Consider the following 18849-nt stretch of genomic DNA (forward strand, 5'->3'; position numbering starts at 1 on the left):
GTGCCCGAACGCGGGAAACGGCCGGATGATCGTCCGGCGCCGATGCCGCCGATGCCGGAAGGTCCGGGCATCCGACCGATCCTACCGAAGGTAGCCGCGCAATAGCGTGACGGTGACCATCCATGATGATCACCGTCGGAGGCTCGATGCGCTCCTTGCCGTCGATCGTCGCGTCGCTCGTCGTCGGCGTGCTGGTCGCGCTGGCCGCGCCCGTGCTGCCGTTCCCCGGCGTCGCCTGGCTGCTCGCGGCGGCCGCGGTGACGGTCGCCTTCGGCCTGGCGGTCCGGCTGTGGAGCACCCGCGAGCCGGACCCGCCGGACCCGGACGCGGACGTCGAGCGGGCCGCGGCCGACCTGGCCGAAGCGGTCCGGAAGTCCGCGCCCAGCCGCAGGTACGCCGGGACCTACGAGTTCCGGCTCCGCTGGCGGGACACCTCGGACAGCGCGGTGGCCGGGGACGCCGAGGCCGCGGCGGCCCACTTCAGGGGCCTGGCCGAGCCGCGGATGGCCCTGCTCGGCACGGCCGGGTCCGGGAAGTCCGAGCTCGCCTGGCGCGTGATGGGGCACCTGCTGGCCGGCTGGCAACCGGGCGACGCCGTGCCGGTGCCGGTCCGGTCGAACGAGTGGGACTTCGCCGACACCCTCACCGCGTGGCTGACCCGGCACCTGACCACGGCGTACCAGGTGCCGGTCGGCGCCGCGACCGAGCTCGTGACGTCGGGCCGGGTGGTGGCGGTGCTCGACGGCCTCGACGAGTTGCCCGCCGCGCTGCGGGAGGCCGCGGCCCGGCAGCTGAGCCAGGGCGGCAGCGCCCGGCTGCCGATCGTCATCACCTACGGGACCCGCGAGTACGCCCAGCTGCCGGCCGGGATCCGGCTCGAGTCCGTGCTCGAGGCCGAGCCGTTGTCCGCGCAGGACGTCCGGGGCTACCTCGAGGTGCGGGCCAAGGAGGACCACCGCGAGGCGGCCTGGCAGCCCGTGCTCGACGACCTGTGCGCGCACCCCGAGGGCCGGACGGCCCAGCTGCTCGCGTCGCCGCTCATGGCCACGCTCGCCCATGCCGCCTACGCCACTGCCGGCGACCCGGCCGAGCTGGTGCAGCAGGGGCAGGACGCGAGCCGGGCGGGGTCCTCCGGCCGCGTCATCGAGCGGGCCCTCGAAGCGCTGTCCGCGGACCGGGACCCGGACCGGCGGCGCTGGCTGGCCTCGATCGCGGCCATGATGACGGTGAACGGCCGGGCCGAGCTCGTCTGGTCGGACCTCGTCCGGCTGCGGCCGTCGATCGTCTGGGTGGTCGGCTGGCCCCGCTGGATCGCGCTGGTGGCCGCGGCGGCCTACGTCGGCGTCGCCACGGGCCGTCCGTGGGCGGCCGCCGCCTGCGCGGTCGCGATCGTCGCCGCCCTCGCCCGCACCGGCCTTACCCGGTTCCACGCGCCGACGCGGCTGCCGGCGCGCCCGCTGCTGGCCGCGGCCCGCGTCGCCTGGTTCGGCGCGGCCGGATTCGCCGTGGCGGCGGCGGCCGCGCTGGCCGAGCGCGGCGCGGTGGCGCCCGCGGCGCTGGATCGCCGGGCCGTGGCGGTGGGCGTGCTCGGCGCCGTGGTCGCCGGCCGGGCGGGGCTCGGGCTGCGCCGCGCGGACGCCTCCGCCGACCACGGGCAGTCCCGGCTGGACGACCTGCGCGCCGCGCTCCTGCGGGCCGCGACGGTCGCCGCCGTCGCCGCCGTGACGTGCGTGACCTGGCTCGGCGCCGCCGGTACGGTGCCCGCCGGGCCGCCGATCGCGCTGGCGGTGACCGTCTTCGCCGTGGTGCTGCTGGACTGCAGCGCCTGGGGGCAGTACCAGTGGGCCCGCCGCTGGCTGGCCGGCCGGCTGCTGTTGCCCAAGGACTTCGAGGAGTTCCTGACCTGGGCCGTCGGCTCGGGCGTGCTGCTGCAGGAGCGCGGCTCGTACCGCTTCGTCCATCCGCTCGTGCGGCGCCGTTTCGCCGGCGAGGCCGACGCCTGGGGTTCCGGCGGGCCGGCGGCACTGATCTGCCGGGCGGAGCCGGAGATCGCCGACCGGGTCCTGGCGATGCCGGAGGTGAAGGCGTTCATCGGCGCCGGCGGCGGCCGGCCGCGCACCGACCAGATCCGCCGGCTGACCCACGACATCATCCAGGACAACTCGGCCGACGCGGCCGAGGCCGGGAACGAGCAGTACCTGCGGTTCCACAAGGCCCGGGAGCGCCTGGCCGCGGCCTTCGAGCGGCCGCTGTGGTCCCGGCCCGCGCCGGTCTACCTCCTGCTGCTGCGCATCGCGACCGGCGTCTCCGCCGCCGGCTGCGGCTACCTGCTCCTGCCCGCGGACTGGGTCGCCCTGGCCGCCGCCGTCGTCGCGGTCGCCGCCGTGCTCGGCATCGTGCTGCAGGTCCACCTCGGCCGGCAGCAGGCCCAGGGACCGCGGGCCCGGCCGTTCGAGCTGGTCCGCTGGCCGTCGCTGATCGGCCTGTTCGTCGCGCTCGCCTGGCTGCTGCGGCTGCCGGAGCTGGCCGGCGGCGCCCTCGGCGGCGTCACCCTCGCGGCGGCGGTGGCGGTGCCGGTGTTCACCCTGGCCCTGACCGCCGTCCGGCCGCACGCCGACGACGTCCGGCGGCTGCGCTCCGACGACGCCGGTCAGTGGCCGCCCTCGGCCGCGCGGACCGGCCGGCCCTACGAGGCCGCGGTGCAGGCGCGCAACGACTGGCTGGCGACGCTCACGCGCGGGAGCATCATGCCGAAGCTGCGCGAGAAGCTCCTGGACGAGAAGCGGCAGCACCCGGACGCCGCGCCGGTCACCGCGCTGCCGAAGCTGGACCCGTCCCACCTCGGCGGCATCCTGCAGGCCGACCAGATCGTGCCCACGTCCGCCGCCGGGGACATCGAGTGGCTGCTCAGCAGCCTCGACAGCGCCAGCATCGGGGTCAGCGGCGCGCGGGGCGCCGGCAAGACCACGCTGCTGCGCCGGTTCGCGACCGTGGAGTTCGGCGCGTCGCCGAAGGATCTGATCATCTACGAGCCGGCCCCGACCAGCTACGACCGGCGCGAGTTCCTGGTGCACCTGTTCACCCAGGTGTGCCTGCGCGTGCTCGACGGCGCGAGCGCGGTGGCCCCGCCCCGCCGGACCGGCCGGCGCGTGCGGTGGCTGCCGGTCGCCGCCGTGGCCGCCGGGCTCGCGCTCGCCGCCGGCGCGCAGTGGTGGGCGCAGCTGGCCGGGTGGTGGCACCATCCGCGCGTACCGCTGCTCGTCATCGGCGCCCTCCTCGTGCTCGGCGGCGTCCTGTGGTCGGCGCTCGCGGTCCGTGGCAACGGCCGGCGCCCGGCGCCGACGGAGCTGGAGCTCGCCGCGGCCGATCACCTGCGCACGCTGCAGTACGAGTCGTCCGTGTCCCAGACGTACACCAGCAAGCTGGGCGTGCCCGGCAGCGGTTTCGAGGTCGGCCTGACCGGCCAGCACACCCGCAAGGAGCTCGCGGTCAGCTACCCCGAGCTCGTCGCGCGCTTCCGCGACCTGCTCGACCGGGCGGCGCTGGAGCGGCGCCCGTACGGCAACCGCATCATCGTCGCCATCGACGAGCTCGACAAGATGAGCACGCCGGAGGACGCCGAGCGCTTCCTCAACGACCTCAAGGCGGTGTTCGGCATCCGGGGGACGTTCTTCCTCGTCGCCGTCTCCGAGGACGCGATGTCGACGTACGACCGGCGGACCCTGGGCGTGCGGACGGCGTTCGACAGCGCCTTCGACAAGATCGTGGCGGCGCCCTGCCTGCCGCTCGGCGACCTCCAGGCGATGCTGGAGGCGCGCGGCATCGGCCTGCCGGACCCGTTCCTGTGGCTGTGCCACGCGCTGTCCGGCGGCATTCCGCGGGACCTCTTCCGCGCCGTGCTGGACCTGGCCGCCCTGCAGTCGAGCCGCGGGCCGGACCGGCTGCCGGAGATCGCCGCCCAGCTCATCGAGCGCGACCTCGCGCGCGTGATCTCCGCGAAACTGCAGGAGGCGGCCGCGCGCAAGGAGCCCGAGCCGGGCCCCGTCGTCGCCTGGCTCAACGGCATCCTCGAAGCGCCGACACGGCAACCCGGCAGGCTGGAGCGGCTCGCGCACCACGAGCCCGGCGTCGACGAGCCGGAGTGCGACGCTCACCTGCGGCTTCAGGTTCGGGTGTACCTGTACCACTGCGCGACCCTGCTGCGGTTCTTCGCCGGCGGGGTGGCGTCGCCCGCCGTCCTGCTCGGCTCGCGCAGCATCGACCAGCTCGCGCACGCCCGGGCCGACCTCGCCACCCAGCCGGACCGCGCATGGCATGCCATCGAGCGGTTTCGGTGCGAGACGAACGCGGGCTGGCCCGATTCTTTAAGGCTCAATTAGATCACTAGGGCCCCGTCCCGGGGGCGCCTACGATTCCCGCCGTGTCGTTCACCGCGCTGCTGAACAAGCGCAGTCTGATTGCCGGTGCCGTGGTCGTCCTGCTCGGGGTGGGGGCGGCCGTCGTGTACCTCAACAGGTCCGACGCCCGGGCCGAGCCCGCCGGTGTCGACAACGCGCTCGGGGCCTCGGCCGGGCCGACGTGGGACGACGGGCAGGCCGGGCTGGGCGGGACGGCTCCGTCCGGGTCCGCGGGCGCCTCGGCGAGCGCGTCCGGGACGGCGGCGAGCGTCAAGCCCGCGCCGCCCGGGTGGGTCAACGTCGATCAGGCGGCGTGGAAGGCGCAGGTCGACGCGTACAACGCGCTCGCCATGGACCCGGTGCCGGCCGGGGTCGGGAATCTCGCGGAGTTTCGGGCGGACTGCCAGTACAGCCATTCGCTCGCCGACGACCCGATCGTCGCGCCGGGACTGCCCGGGGCCTCGCACATGCATTCCTTCGTGGGCAACACGGTGACCAAGGCCGATACGACGGTCGCGGATCTGCAGAAGTACACGGCCACCTCGTGCAAACCCGTGCAGGACCATTCGGCGTACTGGGTGCCGACGCTCTACGACGCCGCCAGTAACAAGCCCGCGGAGACGACGGGGTTCCGGGTCTACTACCGGTCGATGATGAACTCCTCGGCCGGGCAGATGCCGATGCCGACCGGGCTGCGGATGATTTCCGGCGACGCGAAGAAGAAGCAGCCGACGCCGCGCGGCTCGCAGGGGCAGTTCTACTGCGCGTTCTACGGGCCGGGCGATCTGGATGGAGTGGCACGCAGTACCAACGGGAACTGGCCCATTTGCGGTGAAGGGGCGACGCTGCACTTCATGCTGCAGTTCCCGGACTGCTGGGACGGGCAGCATCTGGACAGCCCGAACCACAAGGACCACGTCGCGTACGGCTCCGGCAACGCGTGCCCGAAGAGCCATCCGGTGAAGATTCCCGCCATTACGTTCGACATCCAGTACGGCGTGAAGGGCAGCACCGCCGGCTACTACCTCTCGTCCGATCCGGAGGGCAGGTCCGCGTCGTCGATGCACGGGGACGCCTTCGTGGTGTGGGACGTGACCACGATGAACAAGCGCACGAAGAACTGCGTGCAGCAGCGGCGCACCTGCGACAACAACGGCTACCAGAAATAGCGCTCAGCCGTCGAGTTCGACCGTTGTGCAGCGGGCGGCCAATCCGGCGGCCGGCCACGTCGACAGCAGCGTGAGGGTGTTTCCGGCCGGGCGGCGCACGGTGTACCCGGTGCTCGCCTCGAAGGTCTCGTACCCGCCGGCCGCCGAGCCCGTGTGGGAGCGGGCCCAGGTCGCGGACCTGGAGTGCACGGCGGCGAGCGCGGCGCCGGGGGCCCGGGTCGGATCGCGCGGCGGGAAGGCGGTCGCGCTCGCGGCGCGGGCCCGCTCGCCCCTGGCCACGCTGGAGACCTCCAGGGCCAGCAGGTCGCCGATCGCGGTGAGCCGCGTCAGCACCACGGCCGCGTCCTCTTCCCGGTTGAGTACCCGCGGTGCCGCCGCGACCCGGCCCGCCTCCACGTGCGGTTCGTCGAGCGGCGCGTCCTCGGCGCGGTAGGTCAACCCGTCCGGGGGCTCGCGGCCGTCCAGCGGGGCGTCCCAGATCGACACGGTGCCGCGCTCGACCGTGGCGCGGTCCGGCAGCGGAAGGTCCACGACGGTCTCCGGGAAGCCGATCTCGGGCCAGGCGAGGACGACGGGCACATGGGAGTACCGCGGCGGAAAATGCAGGCGGGTGCGCAGGCTCGGGCCCTCGGACCCGCCGAAGAAGTCGCCGCTGCTGCCCTCCCAGGACCCGAACTCCCAGTGTGCGCGGCCGTCCTCGTCGAGCCAGCCGACCCGCAGCTCCATGCCCTCGTCGAAGGCGGGCAGCAGCCGGCGCGGGGCGGGCGGCGGACCGGTGCGCCCGGCGCGGATGTCCGCCTGGCGCTCGGCCGCGGTGCGGCGGTCCAGCGGGCGGCGGGCCAGCAGTTCGAGCTCCAGGCCGGTGGGCCGGGAGACGGCGTGCACGACGCCGACGGTCAGCTGGGGGTGCTCGGCGATCAGACCGCCGCGGTGCGCCAGCACGCCCAGGGTCTCGAGCTTGGACACGCCCCGAGGCTAACGCGCAGGTGCCCGGACCCGCCGCCGACGGGTCCGGGCCGTGCGGTGAGCGGTCAGCGGGGTACGTCGACCGGGATGCGGGTGAAGGTGCGGCCGTCGGCCGAGCGGTAGGCGGCGTTGGAGTCGAACGCGAGGTACAGCCCCTTGGCCACCGTTATGACGATCGGGTGCCCGCCGTTGCTGGTCAGCTTCTCGCCGAGCCCGGCGGGCCGGCCCGGCTGGTACGTCCCGTCCTTCCCCGACACCCACTGGACCGGCCCGTCGCCGCGGACGAACACCACGTGAGTGCCGTCGCCGGCGACGAACCCGTCGCCGTTGAAGATCGTGTACTGCACCGGCAGCGTGTGCCCGAGGTCGACCTCCTGCCAGGTCTGCCCGCCGTCGGCGGTGCGCTGGACCAGGCCCGTCGTCGTGTTCGGCTGCGCGGTCGCGGTCGCCGTCGCCCTGTCGTTGCGGTCCAGGTCGAGGTGGGTCTCCTGGACGATGACGTACCCTGTGACGCCGTCCGCCGTGAACGCCACCACGGAGGGCCGCTGGGTCGGCTGCGCGTCCCCGAACTCCCGGGTCGTCCAGGTGCGGCCGCGGTCGTGGCTGACCGCGACGGCGGCCCGCTCGCTCTGCTTGTGCGTGCCCGCCACCCAGAGGCCCGCCGCGGTGGGCACGTAGGCGACCTCCCCGTCGATCGGCGGCTGGTTCTTCAGCGGCGCGATCTTCGCGTTGACCGGGTCGAACGCCTTGAACAGGCACGGGTCGTCGGCGGACCAGCACGGCCGGTCGAGCCAGCCGCCCGCCGACATCTCGGCCACGGCCTGCGCGCTCTCCTGCATGCCCCGCCAGGTCCGCCCGCCGTCGCTGCTCATCTGGTACGCGTAGTAGGTCTTCGGCCCGTTCGCCGCCTGCCCGTCGTACTTGTCGTTGATCGTCCCGACGGCCCGGAACAGCACTCCCGGCACCGGCACCGTGAAGTCCCCGTTGCCGAAGTCGTCCTGCCGCACCGTCCACGTCCTGCCGCCGTCGTCGGTGCCGATGAGCTTCAGCCGGCACCGGCCGGTGCAGTCGTTGACGGTCGCGTACAGGTGCTCGGCGTCGGACGCCTCCACCCGCACGACGGGCCCCTGCGGTTCTGCCCGGGCAGCTCCGGTCGCCGGGGTACTCGGCGACGTGCTCGGCCCCGCCGGCGCCGGCGCCGACCGGTTGAGCACCGCACCCCCGGTCCCGGCGGCGAGCAGCAGCGCGGTCACCCCGCCAGCCACCCACGCCGTGGTCCGGTTCCGCTGCCGCCGGAACGCCTCCGCGTACACCCCGTCGGCCGACAACCGCGACGGCGGCGCGCTCTTCCGGGCGATCTCCTCGAAATCCGTCCGCGTGGGGTTCACCGCCGGCCTCCCAGCACCGTCGTCTGACCTTCGAGCAACTCCTTGAGCTTCGCCAGCCCGCGCGCGGCCTGACTCTTGACCGTGCCCTGCGAGCACCCGAGCGTCGCGGCCGTCTCGGCGACGTCGAGATCCTGGTAGTACCGGCACAGCAGGACCGCCCGCTGCCGCGGGGGCAGCTTTCGCAATGCGGCCTCGAACGTCATCCGGCCGTCGGCCCGCTCGGCTGCGTTTCCCGTCCCGGCGACGTCGGGCGGCTCGGCGACGCTGCGCTCCCGGCGCCGCCAGACCCGTTTGACGTCCGACAGGTACGCCCGCACCAGGCACGTGCGGACGAACGCATCGAGCGCGCCGCGATCGCGGACCGTCCGCCAGCCGGTGGCCAGGCGGATGAACGCGGCCTGGGTCAGGTCGTCGGCCCAATGCCAGTCGCCGCACAACACGTAGGCCGTCCGGCGGACGGCGTCGTGCCGTGCCGTGAAGTACTCCCGAAACTGCTCTTGCTCTTCCGTCTCTGCCCGCGGCATGACACCTCCCTGCACATAGGTGCGCCCCCGCCCCCGATTCGGTTGCACGCCGCTTCCGCGACCTTATCGACGACCATGCGTGGCCACGAACGAGGTACATGGAAGCCGTCACGGCCCGCCATCGATACGCTTGTTCGAGCGTCAGCTGGGAGGACTCATGGGTCGTCGCGGTACCTGGCTTCTGATCGCCACGCTCGCCGTTGCCCTCGCCGGCATCGCGACGGCGACGGGCTCGCTGCGCCTGGCCGCTTCGTCGACACCAGCCGTCACGGCCGTCTTCTACTCGGGCAAAGGCTGTGCGGGCCTGGCCCAGGCGGCATCGGCGGCCCGCCGCCTGCGTGCCCAGGCCGGTCCGTGTGTGCCCGTGTTCACGGGTGGCACCGGCACCTACAACGGCCGCTGGAACGGCGACGAGAAGGCGTGCGGCCCGGACCACGCCACCTACCCGGACAAGATCAATGGCAAGGTCGTCACGCAGCTGGCAGGCTTCAGCCTGGGTAGGCTCGGGCCGCTCTATCTCCTGCGGGCCTCCGACTCGCTCGCCGCCAACGTCGACAACATCCTCATGCTGGACCCTGGCGGCACCGAGGTCTCCTCGAACGCCTGCGACACCGACTACCAGTCGGCCGAGAACCTGCGAGACTGGCTGGCCGAGCACCCGGAGAAGAACCGTCTCGTCATCATCGCCGGCAAGGACACCCAGGCCGACAAGCTCGCCGCGGTCAACCGGTACTACCTCGGAAAACTCACGCCCGCGACGGTGACCGCGCAGGTGCTGGTGTGCACCACCGACCTGGACCACAACGCCGTCATGGCGACCTTCGGACCGAAGCTCATCGGGGCGCCCACGCCGACGAGCTGCCCGGACGGCACGCAACCAGCGACATCCGCACCGACAGCGAGCCCGACACCGACTCGGACGGCGGGGAAGTCTCCGTCGAAGGCCGTGCCAACGACGGCGCCGACGACCGCGCACCCGGCCATCGGCTCGATCCGGATCGGCTGGAGCACCGCACACCAGTCGTGGATCACGATGACGTTGACCGGCTTCAGCCCCGGGACGTACCGCTACGTCTGCGACTTCGGCAGCGGCGGCCCGGCCGGCTTCGACCTCGTCGTATCGGGCACCCCGCAGACGTACGACAACGGGCACACCTGCCAGGATCAGCTCCCCGGCGACACCGTCCGGGTCTCCATCGGCCCGGCCCGCTCGAACGAGATCACGGTGCCGGGGCGAACGGCGGACCCCGGTTCGACGCCTTCGACGTATGCGGAGACGGCCGGCGGTCCCGCGCACACGTGGACGGACCGCACCAACGCCGGTGGGGAAGAGGGGCCGACCGTGCCCGCGAACACGACCGTGCAGATCAGCTGCGTCGCCCAGGGATTCGCCGTGCAGAACGGCAACACCAATTGGTACCGCATCGCCTCCGACCCGTGGAACGATCGGTTCTGGGTCTCGGCGGACGCGTTCTACAACAACGGCCTGACGAGCGGGCCGCTTGCCGGGACACCGCTGGTCGATCCGGCGGTGCGGTCCTGCTGATCGTCGCCGTCACCCCATCGGGTGACTGGCCGGCGCCGGATGCCGCGAGGAGCATGGGCCGGTGGCTTCCAGCGAGGCAGATGGATCAGCCGGGCCCGACGACTATCGGCCCCGGCACCGGCGTCCACTCGTGTGGTGGTTCGTGCTCGTCGTGTTCGTGGTCCTCCTCATCGCGGCACGGGTAGCGTTCGTGCGTGCAGGATGGCTGTATGGCGCCGATCGGATCGCCGCGGTCGATGTCGCAGTCAGTGCCGCCATGGTGGTGGCCATCGCGTTCACCTATCGACAGGCTGTGCGGACGCGGCCCAGGTCGCCGTCGCCGGCGGCGGGTGGTTCGCTCACCGACTGGCTCGGGGTGGCCGCGGCCGTTCTCGGCCTGCCGGTGCTCGTCATCGCCGCGGCGAACGTCGTCGCGCCGGCGACGCCGAACGGGTTGAGCCCGGCGGCGTGCGACGGGGCACCGCCCTACGGTTGGCCGTACTACGGCGTGACGACCGGGCCGATCGGCAACTACGCGCGCAACGGCCCGGGCCTGTCGTTCCAGCAGACCGACCGGTTCGACAGCAACTGCACGATCGGGTTCGTCGGCTACTGCCTCGGCGATCCCGTCGTCGAACCGATCACCAAGTGGGTGGACACGCGCTGGCTGCTCGTGGGCCGGCACACGCGCGGGATCGGAAAGCCGGTGGCCGGTCGCCTGTCCGCCGAGCCGGGCGAGCGCCGGTTCCTGACGCATGCCTACGTGGCGCCGAAGAGCCCGGACTCGGATCTGCGGTACCTCGGCGACGAGTGTGACGACGGCCGACCGCCGCCGGGGAGGGTCACTCTGTCAGCCGAGGTCCTGCCGGACGGCCGGGTCGCGTTCAAGGTCCGCGTCGACAACGCCGAGCGGGTCGGGGTCGCGATCGCGCTGCCGCGGGCGGCGCTGCGGTCGGGCAGTGCCGTTCGCCGGGTGTACGCGGCCGAGACCGATGCCTCCGGCGGGGCGACCATCACCTGGAACGCACCGGTAACCGAGCGGCAGCTCGTGCCGCAGCGGACCGAGCCGGTCGAGGTCGGTGTCCTCGCGATCGCCTGCCTGGGGCCGGTGGCCCCTGCCGACCCGGAGTCGGCCGGGACGCTCGCGTTCGAGATCCGGCCGGACGGCAGCGCCGGACCCGGGGCGGCACGGCCATTGGACCACAGGCTGACCGACAGCATGCGGCGGGCGGCGTGTGACAGCGAACCGCAGCCTGGAGCCGTGAGCTCGCCGTCGGCGTCAGCCAGCCCAACGCCGTAGGGCCGGCTCCTGACAGAGCCGGCCCGCGACGCGAGCAACTCAGCCCAGGTCAACGCTCGGGTACAGCGGGAACGGCGCCAGCAGCTCGGTAGCCTGCTTGCTCACCCGATCCGCGAGCGCCGGGTCGAGCTGGTACTTCGCCTTCGACCCCTCGGCGGCCGAGGTCCCGGACAGCACGGTGTGGATCAGCTCGGCGATCTGGTCCATCTCGGCAGCCCCGAGGCCGCGGCTGGTCAGGGCGGGCGTACCGATCCGGATCCCGGAGGTGTACCAGGCGCCGTTGGGGTCGTTCGGCACGGCGTTCCGGTTGGTGACCACACCAGAGTCGAGCAGTGCCTGCTCAGCCTGCCGCCCGGTGAGCCCGAACGGGTGCACGTTGAGCAGCACGAGGTGGTTCTCCGTGCCACCCGACACCAGCTGAACACCCCGCCGCGCCAGACCCTCGGCGAGGGCCTGCGCGTTGGTCACGATCTGCTGGGCGTACGTGGCGAACGAGGGCTGCCGAGCCTCCGCGAACGCGATCGCCTTGGCCGCCATGACGTGTGACAACGGCCCACCGAGGACCATCGGGCAGCCGCGGTCGACCTGGTCGGCGAGCGAGGGCTGGGCCAGCACCGCACCGCCGCGCGGGCCCCGCAGGCTCTTGTGCGTCGTCGTGGTCACGATGTGCGCGTGCGGCACCGGGTCGAAGTCGCCGGTGAAGACCTTGCCCGCGACGAGACCCGCGAAGTGGGCCATGTCGACCATGAGGGTGGCGCCGACCTCGTCCGCGATCTCGCGCATGGTGGCGAAGTTGACCTTGCGGGGGTACGCGGAGTAGCCGCCGACGATCACCAGCGGCTTGAACTCGCGGGCCGTCTCGCGCAGCGCGGCGTAGTCGATGAGCCCGGTCGCCGGGTCGACGCCGTAGCTGCGCTGGTCGAACATCTTCCCCGAGATGTTCGGCCGGAACCCGTGGGTGAGGTGCCCGCCCGCGTCCAGGGACATCCCGAGCATCCGCTGGTTGCCGAACGCGGCGCGCAGCTCGGCCCACTCGGCGTCGGTGAGGTCGTTGACCTGCCGCTTGCCGAACTTGGCCAGGTACGGCACCTCGACCCGGTCGGCCAGGATCGCCCAGTACGCGACCAGGTTGGCGTCGATGCCCGAGTGCGGCTGGACGTACGCGTACGGGGCGCCGAACAGGGCCTTCGCGTGCTCGACGGCGACGGCCTCGACCGTGTCGACGTTCTGGCAGCCGGCGTAGAAGCGGCGGCCGATGGTGCCCTCCGCGTATTTGTCCGACAGCCAGTTGCCCATCGCGAGCAGGACGGCGGGCGAGGCGTAGTTCTCGCTCGCGATCAGCTTCAGCGACTCCCGCTGATCGGTGAGCTCCTTCGCGATCGCGTCGGCGATGCGCGGCTCAACGGCGCGGACGGCCTCCAACGCGGCACGGAATGCAGTCGACTCGGCGTTCAAGAAAACTCCAATGCAGGTGGCCCAGGGCAGTCGGCTCCATCCTACCGACCGCCCCGGACCAGCCTTTACGAGGAGAACGACCAGAGCTGGCAGGTGTTGTTCAGCCACATCCACATCTGGACCTTGGTGCCGTTGGCGGTGCCGCAGTTCTGGTCGTCGAGGACCATGCCGCTGTTCTCGACGACGATCTCGTACCGGCCGTTGCCCGCCGGGATGACCGCCCACTGCTGGCACGTGTTGCCCAGCGACTGCCACAGGTTCGTGGCGGTGCCGAGGGCCAGGCCGCAGTTGACCGCGTCGAGCACCTTGCCGGCGTTGACGTTGGTGATGGTCCACTTGTTCGGGCCGACGTTGTTGAAGCGCCACTGCTGGCAGGCGTTGTTCAGGTTCTGCCACAGCTGGATGCCGGTGCCGTTGGCGGTGCCGCAGTTCACCGCGTCGAGCACCTTGCCGCTCGCGAGGTTGGTCAGCCGGTACGCCGCGCCGTTCACCGGGAACGTGACGCTCTTGCTGTAGCCGACCGCGACGATGTTCGACTGCACCGAGTTCTCGGTCGCGTCGGTCGGGTACCCGCTGGTCATGACGCCCTCGAAGAAGGAGCCGACCGAGCCGTTGCTGTTGTCGCCGCCGATGCCGAGGATGATCGCGCCCTGCTTGGTCATCGGCCGGTAGCCGGACTGGGTCGGCAGCCCGCCGTTGTACTGCGTCTTGAGCCCGCCGGACTGCGCGTTGCCGTCCTTGATCGCGTACGTCGTGGTGCCGTTGTTCTTCAGCATCGCCGTCACGAACGCGGAGTTGCGGCCGGTGTTCGCGGTGTTCGAGCCGTTGCCGCCGGCGAACAGGCCGTTCTCCAGGTCGGCGGCGACCCGCGGGCCGGACGCGCAGGGGGAGAACCAGCACAGGTTGCCGAAGTAGATGGCGTCCATGTCGCCGTTGCCGGTGTCCAGGTTGTTCGTCTCGGCGTTGCCGTAGTCGAAGCAGCAGCGGTCGTTGACGTGCGTGCCCTCGGTGACCATGTACATGCCCTCGGGCGCGCTGCCGGTGGCCACGCCGTTGGTGTTGTTGTTGCGGTAGCCGTTGCCGGCTGAAATGTACACGCCGTAGACCTTGTGCCCGCCCGCCGTCACGGGCAGCGCGGCCGCGTTGGCGCCCTGGTCGGCGGTGGGGTTGGCGCCGCCGCCGGGCGCGATCGTCAGGTCGTTGTGGCGGGTGGTCTGGTCGTAGATGCGCACGATCGTGCAGTAGGTGCCGGAGCAGAACGAGTCCTGGGCGGCCGCGTTGGCGTACCCGCCGGCGCTGAGCGTGCCGATGTTGGACGTGGCGCCGTCGGACCAGCGGCGGACCTGGTAGAGCGAGCCGTTGTACGAGCCGAAGAGCGCGCGGGTCGTGCTGTGCGCGGCGACGCAGGGGGTGCCGCCGTTGGCGTAGATGTCGCACGGGAGGGTGCCGGCCGCCTCGGCGGTGCCGGGCAGCGCGACCAGCGCGCCGAGCCCGAGCACCGCGGCGGCGGCACTGACGAACCACGATCTGAGACGCATGAGGGCCTCTCGGGGGATTGGGGGTGTTAACGCTCACATGGCAGTGTGGCGTTTCGCGGAGTGTCCCCGAGTGTTATCGCTAACATCGATGGTGTCAACGGTGTCTATTCGATGGGCTGCGCGACGTCGCAGACCAGGTCATCCGGGCCGGCCGCCATGAAGTCCGCGAAGTACACCTCCCGCGGCGACCCGAGCGGCGTCGCGCCCTCCCGGTCGAACCACTGCTGCACGGCGTCGTAGGCCGAGAGGATCTGCGGAAACTGCACCTGCGACTTCTTGATCCGGGTGTACGCCTCCCGGTGCGCCGCCTCCACGCGGGTCGCCGCGGCCACGTCGCTGCCGGGCGCGATCGGCAGGCAGATCTCCACCGGCCCGTCCGAGTCCTCGTTCACGGCACCGTGATAGATGATGAAACACGGCCCGACCATGCCGTCGCCGTGCCCGGCGGCCGCCTTGAGCAGCCGCCCGATGCCCTCGTCGATCCAGCCCGGCAGGTCCTGGACGCGGACGTGCCGCTGCTCCGTCAGCACCAGCTGCTCGGGCACGTCCCGCACCTGGATGTCGTACATCGACAGATCCCCCTCCTCGCCCAGCAATCGGATGCGCAGGTGGTTCACGAGCTCCCGGCGGGCGGCGACGCGGTACTCCTCGTCGGTCCAGTACGCGTCCAGCAGCCCGGCCGCGTCCCCGCGCGGCGCCGCCACGATCTCCGCGATCCGGGCGAGCGGCATCTCGAGGCGGCGCAGGCGGGCCACCAGCCGGGCCGCTTCGAGCTGGTCGGGCCGGTACCAGCGGTACCCCGTCCGCTCGTCGACGAGCGCGGGCAGCAGGAGGCCCTGCTGCTCGTACAGTCGCAATGCCCGCGGCGAGAGCCAGCTGCGCCGCGCGAACACCCCGATGGTCAGCAGGTCGCTCGTGTCCACATCGAGCACCATGCGCCTTGACCCCGGGTGAAGGTCAAACGCGCAGATCCGCCGCCACTCCAAAGTGGTCGGACAGGAACACGCTGCGACCGTCCGGCAACGTCACGGAGTCGTCGGTGAGCACGATCCGGCACGACGCGGTGAGCGAACCGCGCACCAACACGTGATCGAACGCGGGCGGATTCGGCCATTGCGCCGTCGGCCGATAGGTGGGGCGCTCGTCGCCGGCCATCGCATCGCGCAACCCGTTGTCCGCGCAGAACTCCGTGAGGGCCGCGGAGTTGCGCGGGAGGTTCAGGTCGCCGCAGACCACTACCGGTACACCCGGATCAATCGCGGCAAGCGCACGGCCCAGGGCCGAGAGCTCCGCGCGGGCCACCGCCGTGAACCGGTTCTGCGCGCTCCAGTCATCGTCGCGGTTGGCCGACAGGTGCGTATTGACCACGACGAACGGCCCCGCCGCCGTGTGCAACCGCGCGATCTGCGCACCCTTGCGCATCAAAAGCTCCGGCCGGACCGGCCGGGTGAGCGGGAAACGCACAAACTCGCGCACCGCGATCGGCCGCCGCGACAGCAGCACGAGCCCGCCTTTTATCAAGCCCCCGCCGGTGTACTGCCTGTGCCCGAACGACCCCGCCAGCCGCCCCAGCAGCCGCGCCATCGCGGGTGACATCACTTCCTGCAGGCACACGACGTCGTAGTCGGAGCGTTCGAGCAGCGCCCCGATCGCCTCGATGCGCGGTTGCACGTCGCCCTTGAACAGCGCATTGAACGTCAGCAGTCGAAGTTCCACAGTGCACAGACTGCCCTGCGAAAGCCCGCGACGCGCGCCGCGGGCTTTCGCAGGTTCGCTCAGAAACGCAGGTTGTCCAGATACTGGAACCCGTTGCGCGCGGTCGTGAGCGCATCGGCCGGCGTGCGCGGCGGCGTCCCCGCGTCGTCCCGCTCGATGATGAACTCGGCGATCCCGGCCTCCCGGGTGTGCTGGAAGATCCGGCCGAAGTCGATGAGCCCCGACCCCGCGTCCTCGAAACTGCGGGCGGTGTTCAGATCCTTGACGTGCACCTGCCGGATCCGCCCGCGGTGCTTGGCGATGAGGTCGACCGGATCCGCCGCGCCGACCCAGGCCCAGAACAGGTCCACTTCGAGGTGCACCAGCCCCGGGTCGGTCTCGGCGGTCAGGATGTCGTACCCGGTGCGGCTGCCCCCGTCCTGCCGGGTGAACTCCAGGTTGTGGTTGTGGTACCCGAAGTCGATCCCGGCCCGCCGCGCCATGGCCCCGGCCCGGTTGAGATCCCGCGCCATCGCCCGATACTTCGCCCCGTCCCGGATCGGCTGCCCCGTGGCCGAGTCGATCCCGAAGAACGGATGCACGATGTACTTGTTGCCGACAGTGTTCGCGTCGTGCAGCGCCTGCTCCCACACGTTCGCGTCGAACGGCTGCGGAATGCCGACATGCCCGGACGTCGCCTTGATGCCGGCCGCATCGAGCGCCGCCCGGAACTGCGCGGCCGTCCGCCCCACGAACCCGGCATGCTCGATGCGCGTGAAGCCGATCCGCTTCAACTCGGCCAGACTCCCGGCCAGATCGATGTTGAGCTGGTCGCGCAGGGTGTACAGCTGCACGCTGATCTGCTCGCGCGGCACCCGGTGCGGCGGGTTGCGCGACTCCTCGTGAGCCCCGGCCGGCCCAGCGGCTCCCACGGTGGCGAGCGTCGCGGCCCCGGCGGCGGCCCCGAGCACAGAACGACGAGACAAAAGTTCCATGCATCGCACGCTATCGAACTGCTGAGATCAACAGAACTTTTGTCTTTTTCAACGGAAGCTTGGCCAAATTCACTGACCGACCTTGCGCGAAGATAAGCCCATGGTCGAGCAAATCTGGGACGGAACGACACGCGCCGAGTCGATGGATCGGACCACGGCGCAGGCCCGGCTCAACTTGGTCGAGCGTGGCGCCTGGCGCGGCCTGCGCGACGCCGAGGGGCGGCGACCGGTCGACGTCGCCCGCGAACGGCAACACTCGCACCTCATCGACGTGCTCGATCCGTCCCGACGTTTCGACGTGCCGGCCGAAACCCTTCGCCGCATCCAGGTGTATTTCCATGCCGTGATCCGCGCCCGAACGGAAAGCTCGGTCGACCACGATGGCCTGCGGCTGCGCGTTCCGGCTGGAGCCGGACAGGTCCGACACCCGGCTCATCGTCGACGCGTTCGCCGAGCGGCACGTGGTGACCGCCCGTGAGGTGCGCGTGGCCGACGAGATCCCCGTACCCGACACAAGGGCCGGGTTCGAGGAACTTCTGCGGTTCGCGCAGACGTACAACGGCTACGCACTGCACGGCGGGTTGAGCGGGCTCCGGGCGTTCTTGGGTGCGGCGTGGGGGGAGCGGGAAGCGGTGGAGGAGCTTCCGGACGACGTCGACCTACTGCGGGCGTGTCTGTTTTTCGAGCATCGCCAGCACTACTTCTCCGGCGGTATGTACGTCTTCGAGACGGAGCCGAAAGTCGTGGCGTTGCTGGAGCGCATTCGCGCCGTGGCCGGTGAGACGGTGCCGCGGCGCGATGCGAAGTGCGCGTCCGCGCGCTCCGGCTAGTCGCGGTGGTACGGGTTCTACGGCAGGGGGTTCCACTCGCGGAGCTGGTGGATGGTCACGCCGTCGGTGGTGTAGTACGGGTCGGCGGCGATGATGGCGTCCGCCGCCGCGCGGTCGGGGACGTTCAGCAGCAGGACGGCGCCGGAGTCGTCGGCCAGCGGGCCGGCCATATGGACGGCGCCCGCCGCGCGCAGGGCCGCGAGGCGTTCGCGGTGGGCGGGGCGGGCGGCCAGGCGCTCCTCGGTGGGGGTGAACGCGAGTTCCAGGATCCACATGCGAGTCAGGCTAGTTGCCGCGCTCGATGTGGATGCCGCCGATGAGGCTGTACTCGCGGACCTTGAGCTTGCGGGCCGGGGTGGCCGTCGGCGGGGCGATGCGGACGCCGCCGAAGAGGCGGAAGCCCTCGACCTCGATGTCGACGTCGGCCGGGACGCGCAGGGAGACGCCGCCGACCAGGCTGATCTTCGTCAGGACCGGGTTCGCCGGCAGGGTGGCCTCGGTCAGGTCGAGGTTGGCGCCGCCCAGCGGGCCGATGACGCGCATGTCCTGGGGCATGGTCCAGGGGCCGCGCCGCTTCGTGCCGCCGAGGAGGTTGAAGTACCAGGTGGCGCCCGACTTGGCGGTCAGGAACGGCGTCTCGTTCTCATCCATGACCTTGACGGTAGGCGGGGCCGCGCACCGAGACCGATGCCGATGCGCACAGCGGCGGGATGACAAATGTCATGCCGGGGAGCGCATGCGCCAGGCGTCGGTGATGAGCTCGTCGAGGCGGGCCGCGTCGACGGTGGCCAGGCGGAGCATCACCAGCGGCAGGCCGTCGTACCCCGGATCGGTGAAGAAGTGCTCCGGCTCGCCCAGCAGCAGGGCCTGCTTCTCCGCCTCGTCGCCCACGTACAGCACCGCGATGTCGGTCCGGATCACGCGGGGCCTGCCGGGGTGGCGCTCGGGGTACGACCACACGAAGCCCTTGTTGGCCACCCGGAAGTCGAAGCCGTCGCTGTCGATCTCCACCACGTCGGGGAGGCCCAGCGCGATCCGGCGCACGTCGTCGGCGTCTGCCATGCACC

17 protein-coding genes are annotated in these 18849 nt (G+C 71.8%); 5 read left to right on the top strand and 12 right to left on the bottom strand.

Features of this window, described 5'->3' with window-relative positions; genetic code table 11:
- The first annotated feature begins 122 nt into the window (after window positions 1-122).
- Entirely contained in the window at window positions 123-4379 is a 4257-nt protein-coding gene (locus ACQPZ4_RS13570; RefSeq protein ID WP_433059882.1) for an NACHT domain-containing protein, read from the top strand.
- Window positions 4380-4420: 41 nt separating this feature from the next.
- A complete protein-coding gene (locus tag ACQPZ4_RS13575; protein ID WP_433059884.1) occupies window positions 4421-5566 on the top strand; it encodes a DUF1996 domain-containing protein in 1146 nt (381 codons plus the stop codon).
- A gap of 3 nt (window positions 5567-5569) precedes the next feature.
- On the opposite strand, the gene ACQPZ4_RS13580 is transcribed toward ACQPZ4_RS13575, so the two are convergent.
- The 3 genes from ACQPZ4_RS13580 to ACQPZ4_RS13590 all read right to left on the bottom strand — a co-directional run bounded on the left by ACQPZ4_RS13580 (window position 5570) and on the right by ACQPZ4_RS13590 (window position 8444).
- Window positions 5570-6532 carry a hypothetical protein gene (locus ACQPZ4_RS13580; protein ID WP_433059887.1) on the bottom strand — a complete coding sequence of 321 codons (963 nt, stop codon included), beginning with the start codon at window positions 6530-6532 and terminating at the stop codon, window positions 5570-5572.
- 65 nt (window positions 6533-6597) lie between these two features.
- Window positions 6598-7920, bottom strand: a complete 1323-nt coding sequence (locus ACQPZ4_RS13585) for a hypothetical protein (RefSeq protein WP_433059889.1) — start codon at window positions 7918-7920, stop codon at window positions 6598-6600.
- Window positions 7917-8444 (bottom strand): SigE family RNA polymerase sigma factor, encoded by a 528-nt coding sequence (locus ACQPZ4_RS13590; RefSeq protein WP_433059892.1) that lies wholly within the window; start codon window positions 8442-8444, stop codon window positions 7917-7919. The genes ACQPZ4_RS13585 and ACQPZ4_RS13590 overlap by 4 nt, the downstream gene beginning before the upstream one ends.
- A gap of 157 nt (window positions 8445-8601) precedes the next feature.
- Between ACQPZ4_RS13590 and ACQPZ4_RS13595 the strand changes: the two genes are divergently transcribed.
- Together ACQPZ4_RS13595 and ACQPZ4_RS13600 are read left to right on the top strand one after the other, a co-directional pair.
- The gene (locus ACQPZ4_RS13595) at window positions 8602-9990 is read left to right on the top strand and encodes a hypothetical protein (protein WP_433059894.1); all 1389 of its coding nucleotides are present in this window, start codon (window positions 8602-8604) and stop codon (window positions 9988-9990) included.
- A 130-nt stretch (window positions 9991-10120) separates the two neighbouring features.
- Complete coding sequence (locus ACQPZ4_RS13600) at window positions 10121-11269, top strand: hypothetical protein (protein WP_433059897.1); 1149 nt, start codon at window positions 10121-10123, stop codon at window positions 11267-11269.
- 39 nt (window positions 11270-11308) lie between these two features.
- Here the strand turns inward: ACQPZ4_RS13600 and ACQPZ4_RS13605 are convergent, their stop codons facing one another.
- The 6 genes from ACQPZ4_RS13605 to ACQPZ4_RS13630 all read right to left on the bottom strand — a co-directional run bounded on the left by ACQPZ4_RS13605 (window position 11309) and on the right by ACQPZ4_RS13630 (window position 17379).
- Complete coding sequence (locus ACQPZ4_RS13605; protein WP_433066508.1) at window positions 11309-12736, bottom strand: glycine hydroxymethyltransferase; 1428 nt, start codon at window positions 12734-12736, stop codon at window positions 11309-11311.
- A 53-nt stretch (window positions 12737-12789) separates the two neighbouring features.
- The gene (locus tag ACQPZ4_RS13610) at window positions 12790-14262 is read right to left on the bottom strand and encodes an arabinofuranosidase catalytic domain-containing protein (RefSeq protein ID WP_433059900.1); all 1473 of its coding nucleotides are present in this window, start codon (window positions 14260-14262) and stop codon (window positions 12790-12792) included.
- 104 nt (window positions 14263-14366) lie between these two features.
- Window positions 14367-15197, bottom strand: a complete 831-nt coding sequence (locus ACQPZ4_RS13615; RefSeq protein WP_433059903.1) for a MerR family transcriptional regulator — start codon at window positions 15195-15197, stop codon at window positions 14367-14369.
- A gap of 22 nt (window positions 15198-15219) precedes the next feature.
- Window positions 15220-15978 (bottom strand): endonuclease/exonuclease/phosphatase family protein, encoded by a 759-nt coding sequence (locus tag ACQPZ4_RS13620; RefSeq protein ID WP_433059906.1) that lies wholly within the window; start codon window positions 15976-15978, stop codon window positions 15220-15222.
- Window positions 15979-16037: 59 nt separating this feature from the next.
- Window positions 16038-16952, bottom strand: a complete 915-nt coding sequence (locus ACQPZ4_RS13625; protein ID WP_433059909.1) for a sugar phosphate isomerase/epimerase family protein — start codon at window positions 16950-16952, stop codon at window positions 16038-16040.
- 10 nt (window positions 16953-16962) lie between these two features.
- A complete protein-coding gene (locus tag ACQPZ4_RS13630) occupies window positions 16963-17379 on the bottom strand; it encodes a hypothetical protein (RefSeq protein ID WP_433059912.1) in 417 nt (138 codons plus the stop codon).
- 58 nt (window positions 17380-17437) lie between these two features.
- On the opposite strand from ACQPZ4_RS13630, the gene ACQPZ4_RS13635 reads away from it, so the two are divergent.
- Window positions 17438-17782 carry a hypothetical protein gene (locus ACQPZ4_RS13635; RefSeq protein WP_433059914.1) on the top strand — a complete coding sequence of 115 codons (345 nt, stop codon included), beginning with the start codon at window positions 17438-17440 and terminating at the stop codon, window positions 17780-17782.
- Between the two features lie 17 nt (window positions 17783-17799).
- Here ACQPZ4_RS13635 and ACQPZ4_RS13640 read toward each other — a convergent pair whose 3' ends face one another.
- The 3 genes from ACQPZ4_RS13640 to ACQPZ4_RS13650 form a co-directional block, all read right to left on the bottom strand.
- A complete protein-coding gene (locus ACQPZ4_RS13640; RefSeq protein ID WP_433059916.1) occupies window positions 17800-18057 on the bottom strand; it encodes a YciI family protein in 258 nt (85 codons plus the stop codon).
- A 10-nt stretch (window positions 18058-18067) separates the two neighbouring features.
- Window positions 18068-18433, bottom strand: coding sequence for a hypothetical protein (locus tag ACQPZ4_RS13645; RefSeq protein WP_433059919.1), 366 nt, complete (start codon window positions 18431-18433; stop codon window positions 18068-18070).
- A 69-nt stretch (window positions 18434-18502) separates the two neighbouring features.
- Entirely contained in the window at window positions 18503-18844 is a 342-nt protein-coding gene (locus ACQPZ4_RS13650; protein ID WP_433059921.1) for an MmcQ/YjbR family DNA-binding protein, read from the bottom strand.
- Window positions 18845-18849 lie beyond the last annotated feature (5 nt).

Origin of the sequence: Dactylosporangium sp. CS-033363, from assembly GCF_050942475.1 — a bacterium.
Lineage (GTDB): Bacteria > Actinomycetota > Actinomycetes > Mycobacteriales > Micromonosporaceae > Dactylosporangium.

What these genes read in the sequence shown, in the direction of transcription:
- ACQPZ4_RS13595 (WP_433059894.1), top strand. Translation starts at nt 8,602, where the DNA reads ATGGGTCGTCGCGGTACCTGGCTTCTGATCGCCACGCTCGCCGTTGCC.
- ACQPZ4_RS13625 (WP_433059909.1), bottom strand. Translation starts at nt 16,952, where the DNA reads ATGGAACTTTTGTCTCGTCGTTCTGTGCTCGGGGCCGCCGCCGGGGCC.
- ACQPZ4_RS13570 (WP_433059882.1), top strand. Translation starts at nt 123, where the DNA reads ATGATGATCACCGTCGGAGGCTCGATGCGCTCCTTGCCGTCGATCGTC.
- ACQPZ4_RS13590 (WP_433059892.1), bottom strand. Translation starts at nt 8,444, where the DNA reads ATGCCGCGGGCAGAGACGGAAGAGCAAGAGCAGTTTCGGGAGTACTTC.
- ACQPZ4_RS13650 (WP_433059921.1), bottom strand. Translation starts at nt 18,844, where the DNA reads ATGGCAGACGCCGACGACGTGCGCCGGATCGCGCTGGGCCTCCCCGAC.
- ACQPZ4_RS13610 (WP_433059900.1), bottom strand. Translation starts at nt 14,262, where the DNA reads ATGCGTCTCAGATCGTGGTTCGTCAGTGCCGCCGCCGCGGTGCTCGGG.
- ACQPZ4_RS13615 (WP_433059903.1), bottom strand. Translation starts at nt 15,197, where the DNA reads ATGGTGCTCGATGTGGACACGAGCGACCTGCTGACCATCGGGGTGTTC.
- ACQPZ4_RS13645 (WP_433059919.1), bottom strand. Translation starts at nt 18,433, where the DNA reads ATGGATGAGAACGAGACGCCGTTCCTGACCGCCAAGTCGGGCGCCACC.
- ACQPZ4_RS13640 (WP_433059916.1), bottom strand. Translation starts at nt 18,057, where the DNA reads ATGTGGATCCTGGAACTCGCGTTCACCCCCACCGAGGAGCGCCTGGCC.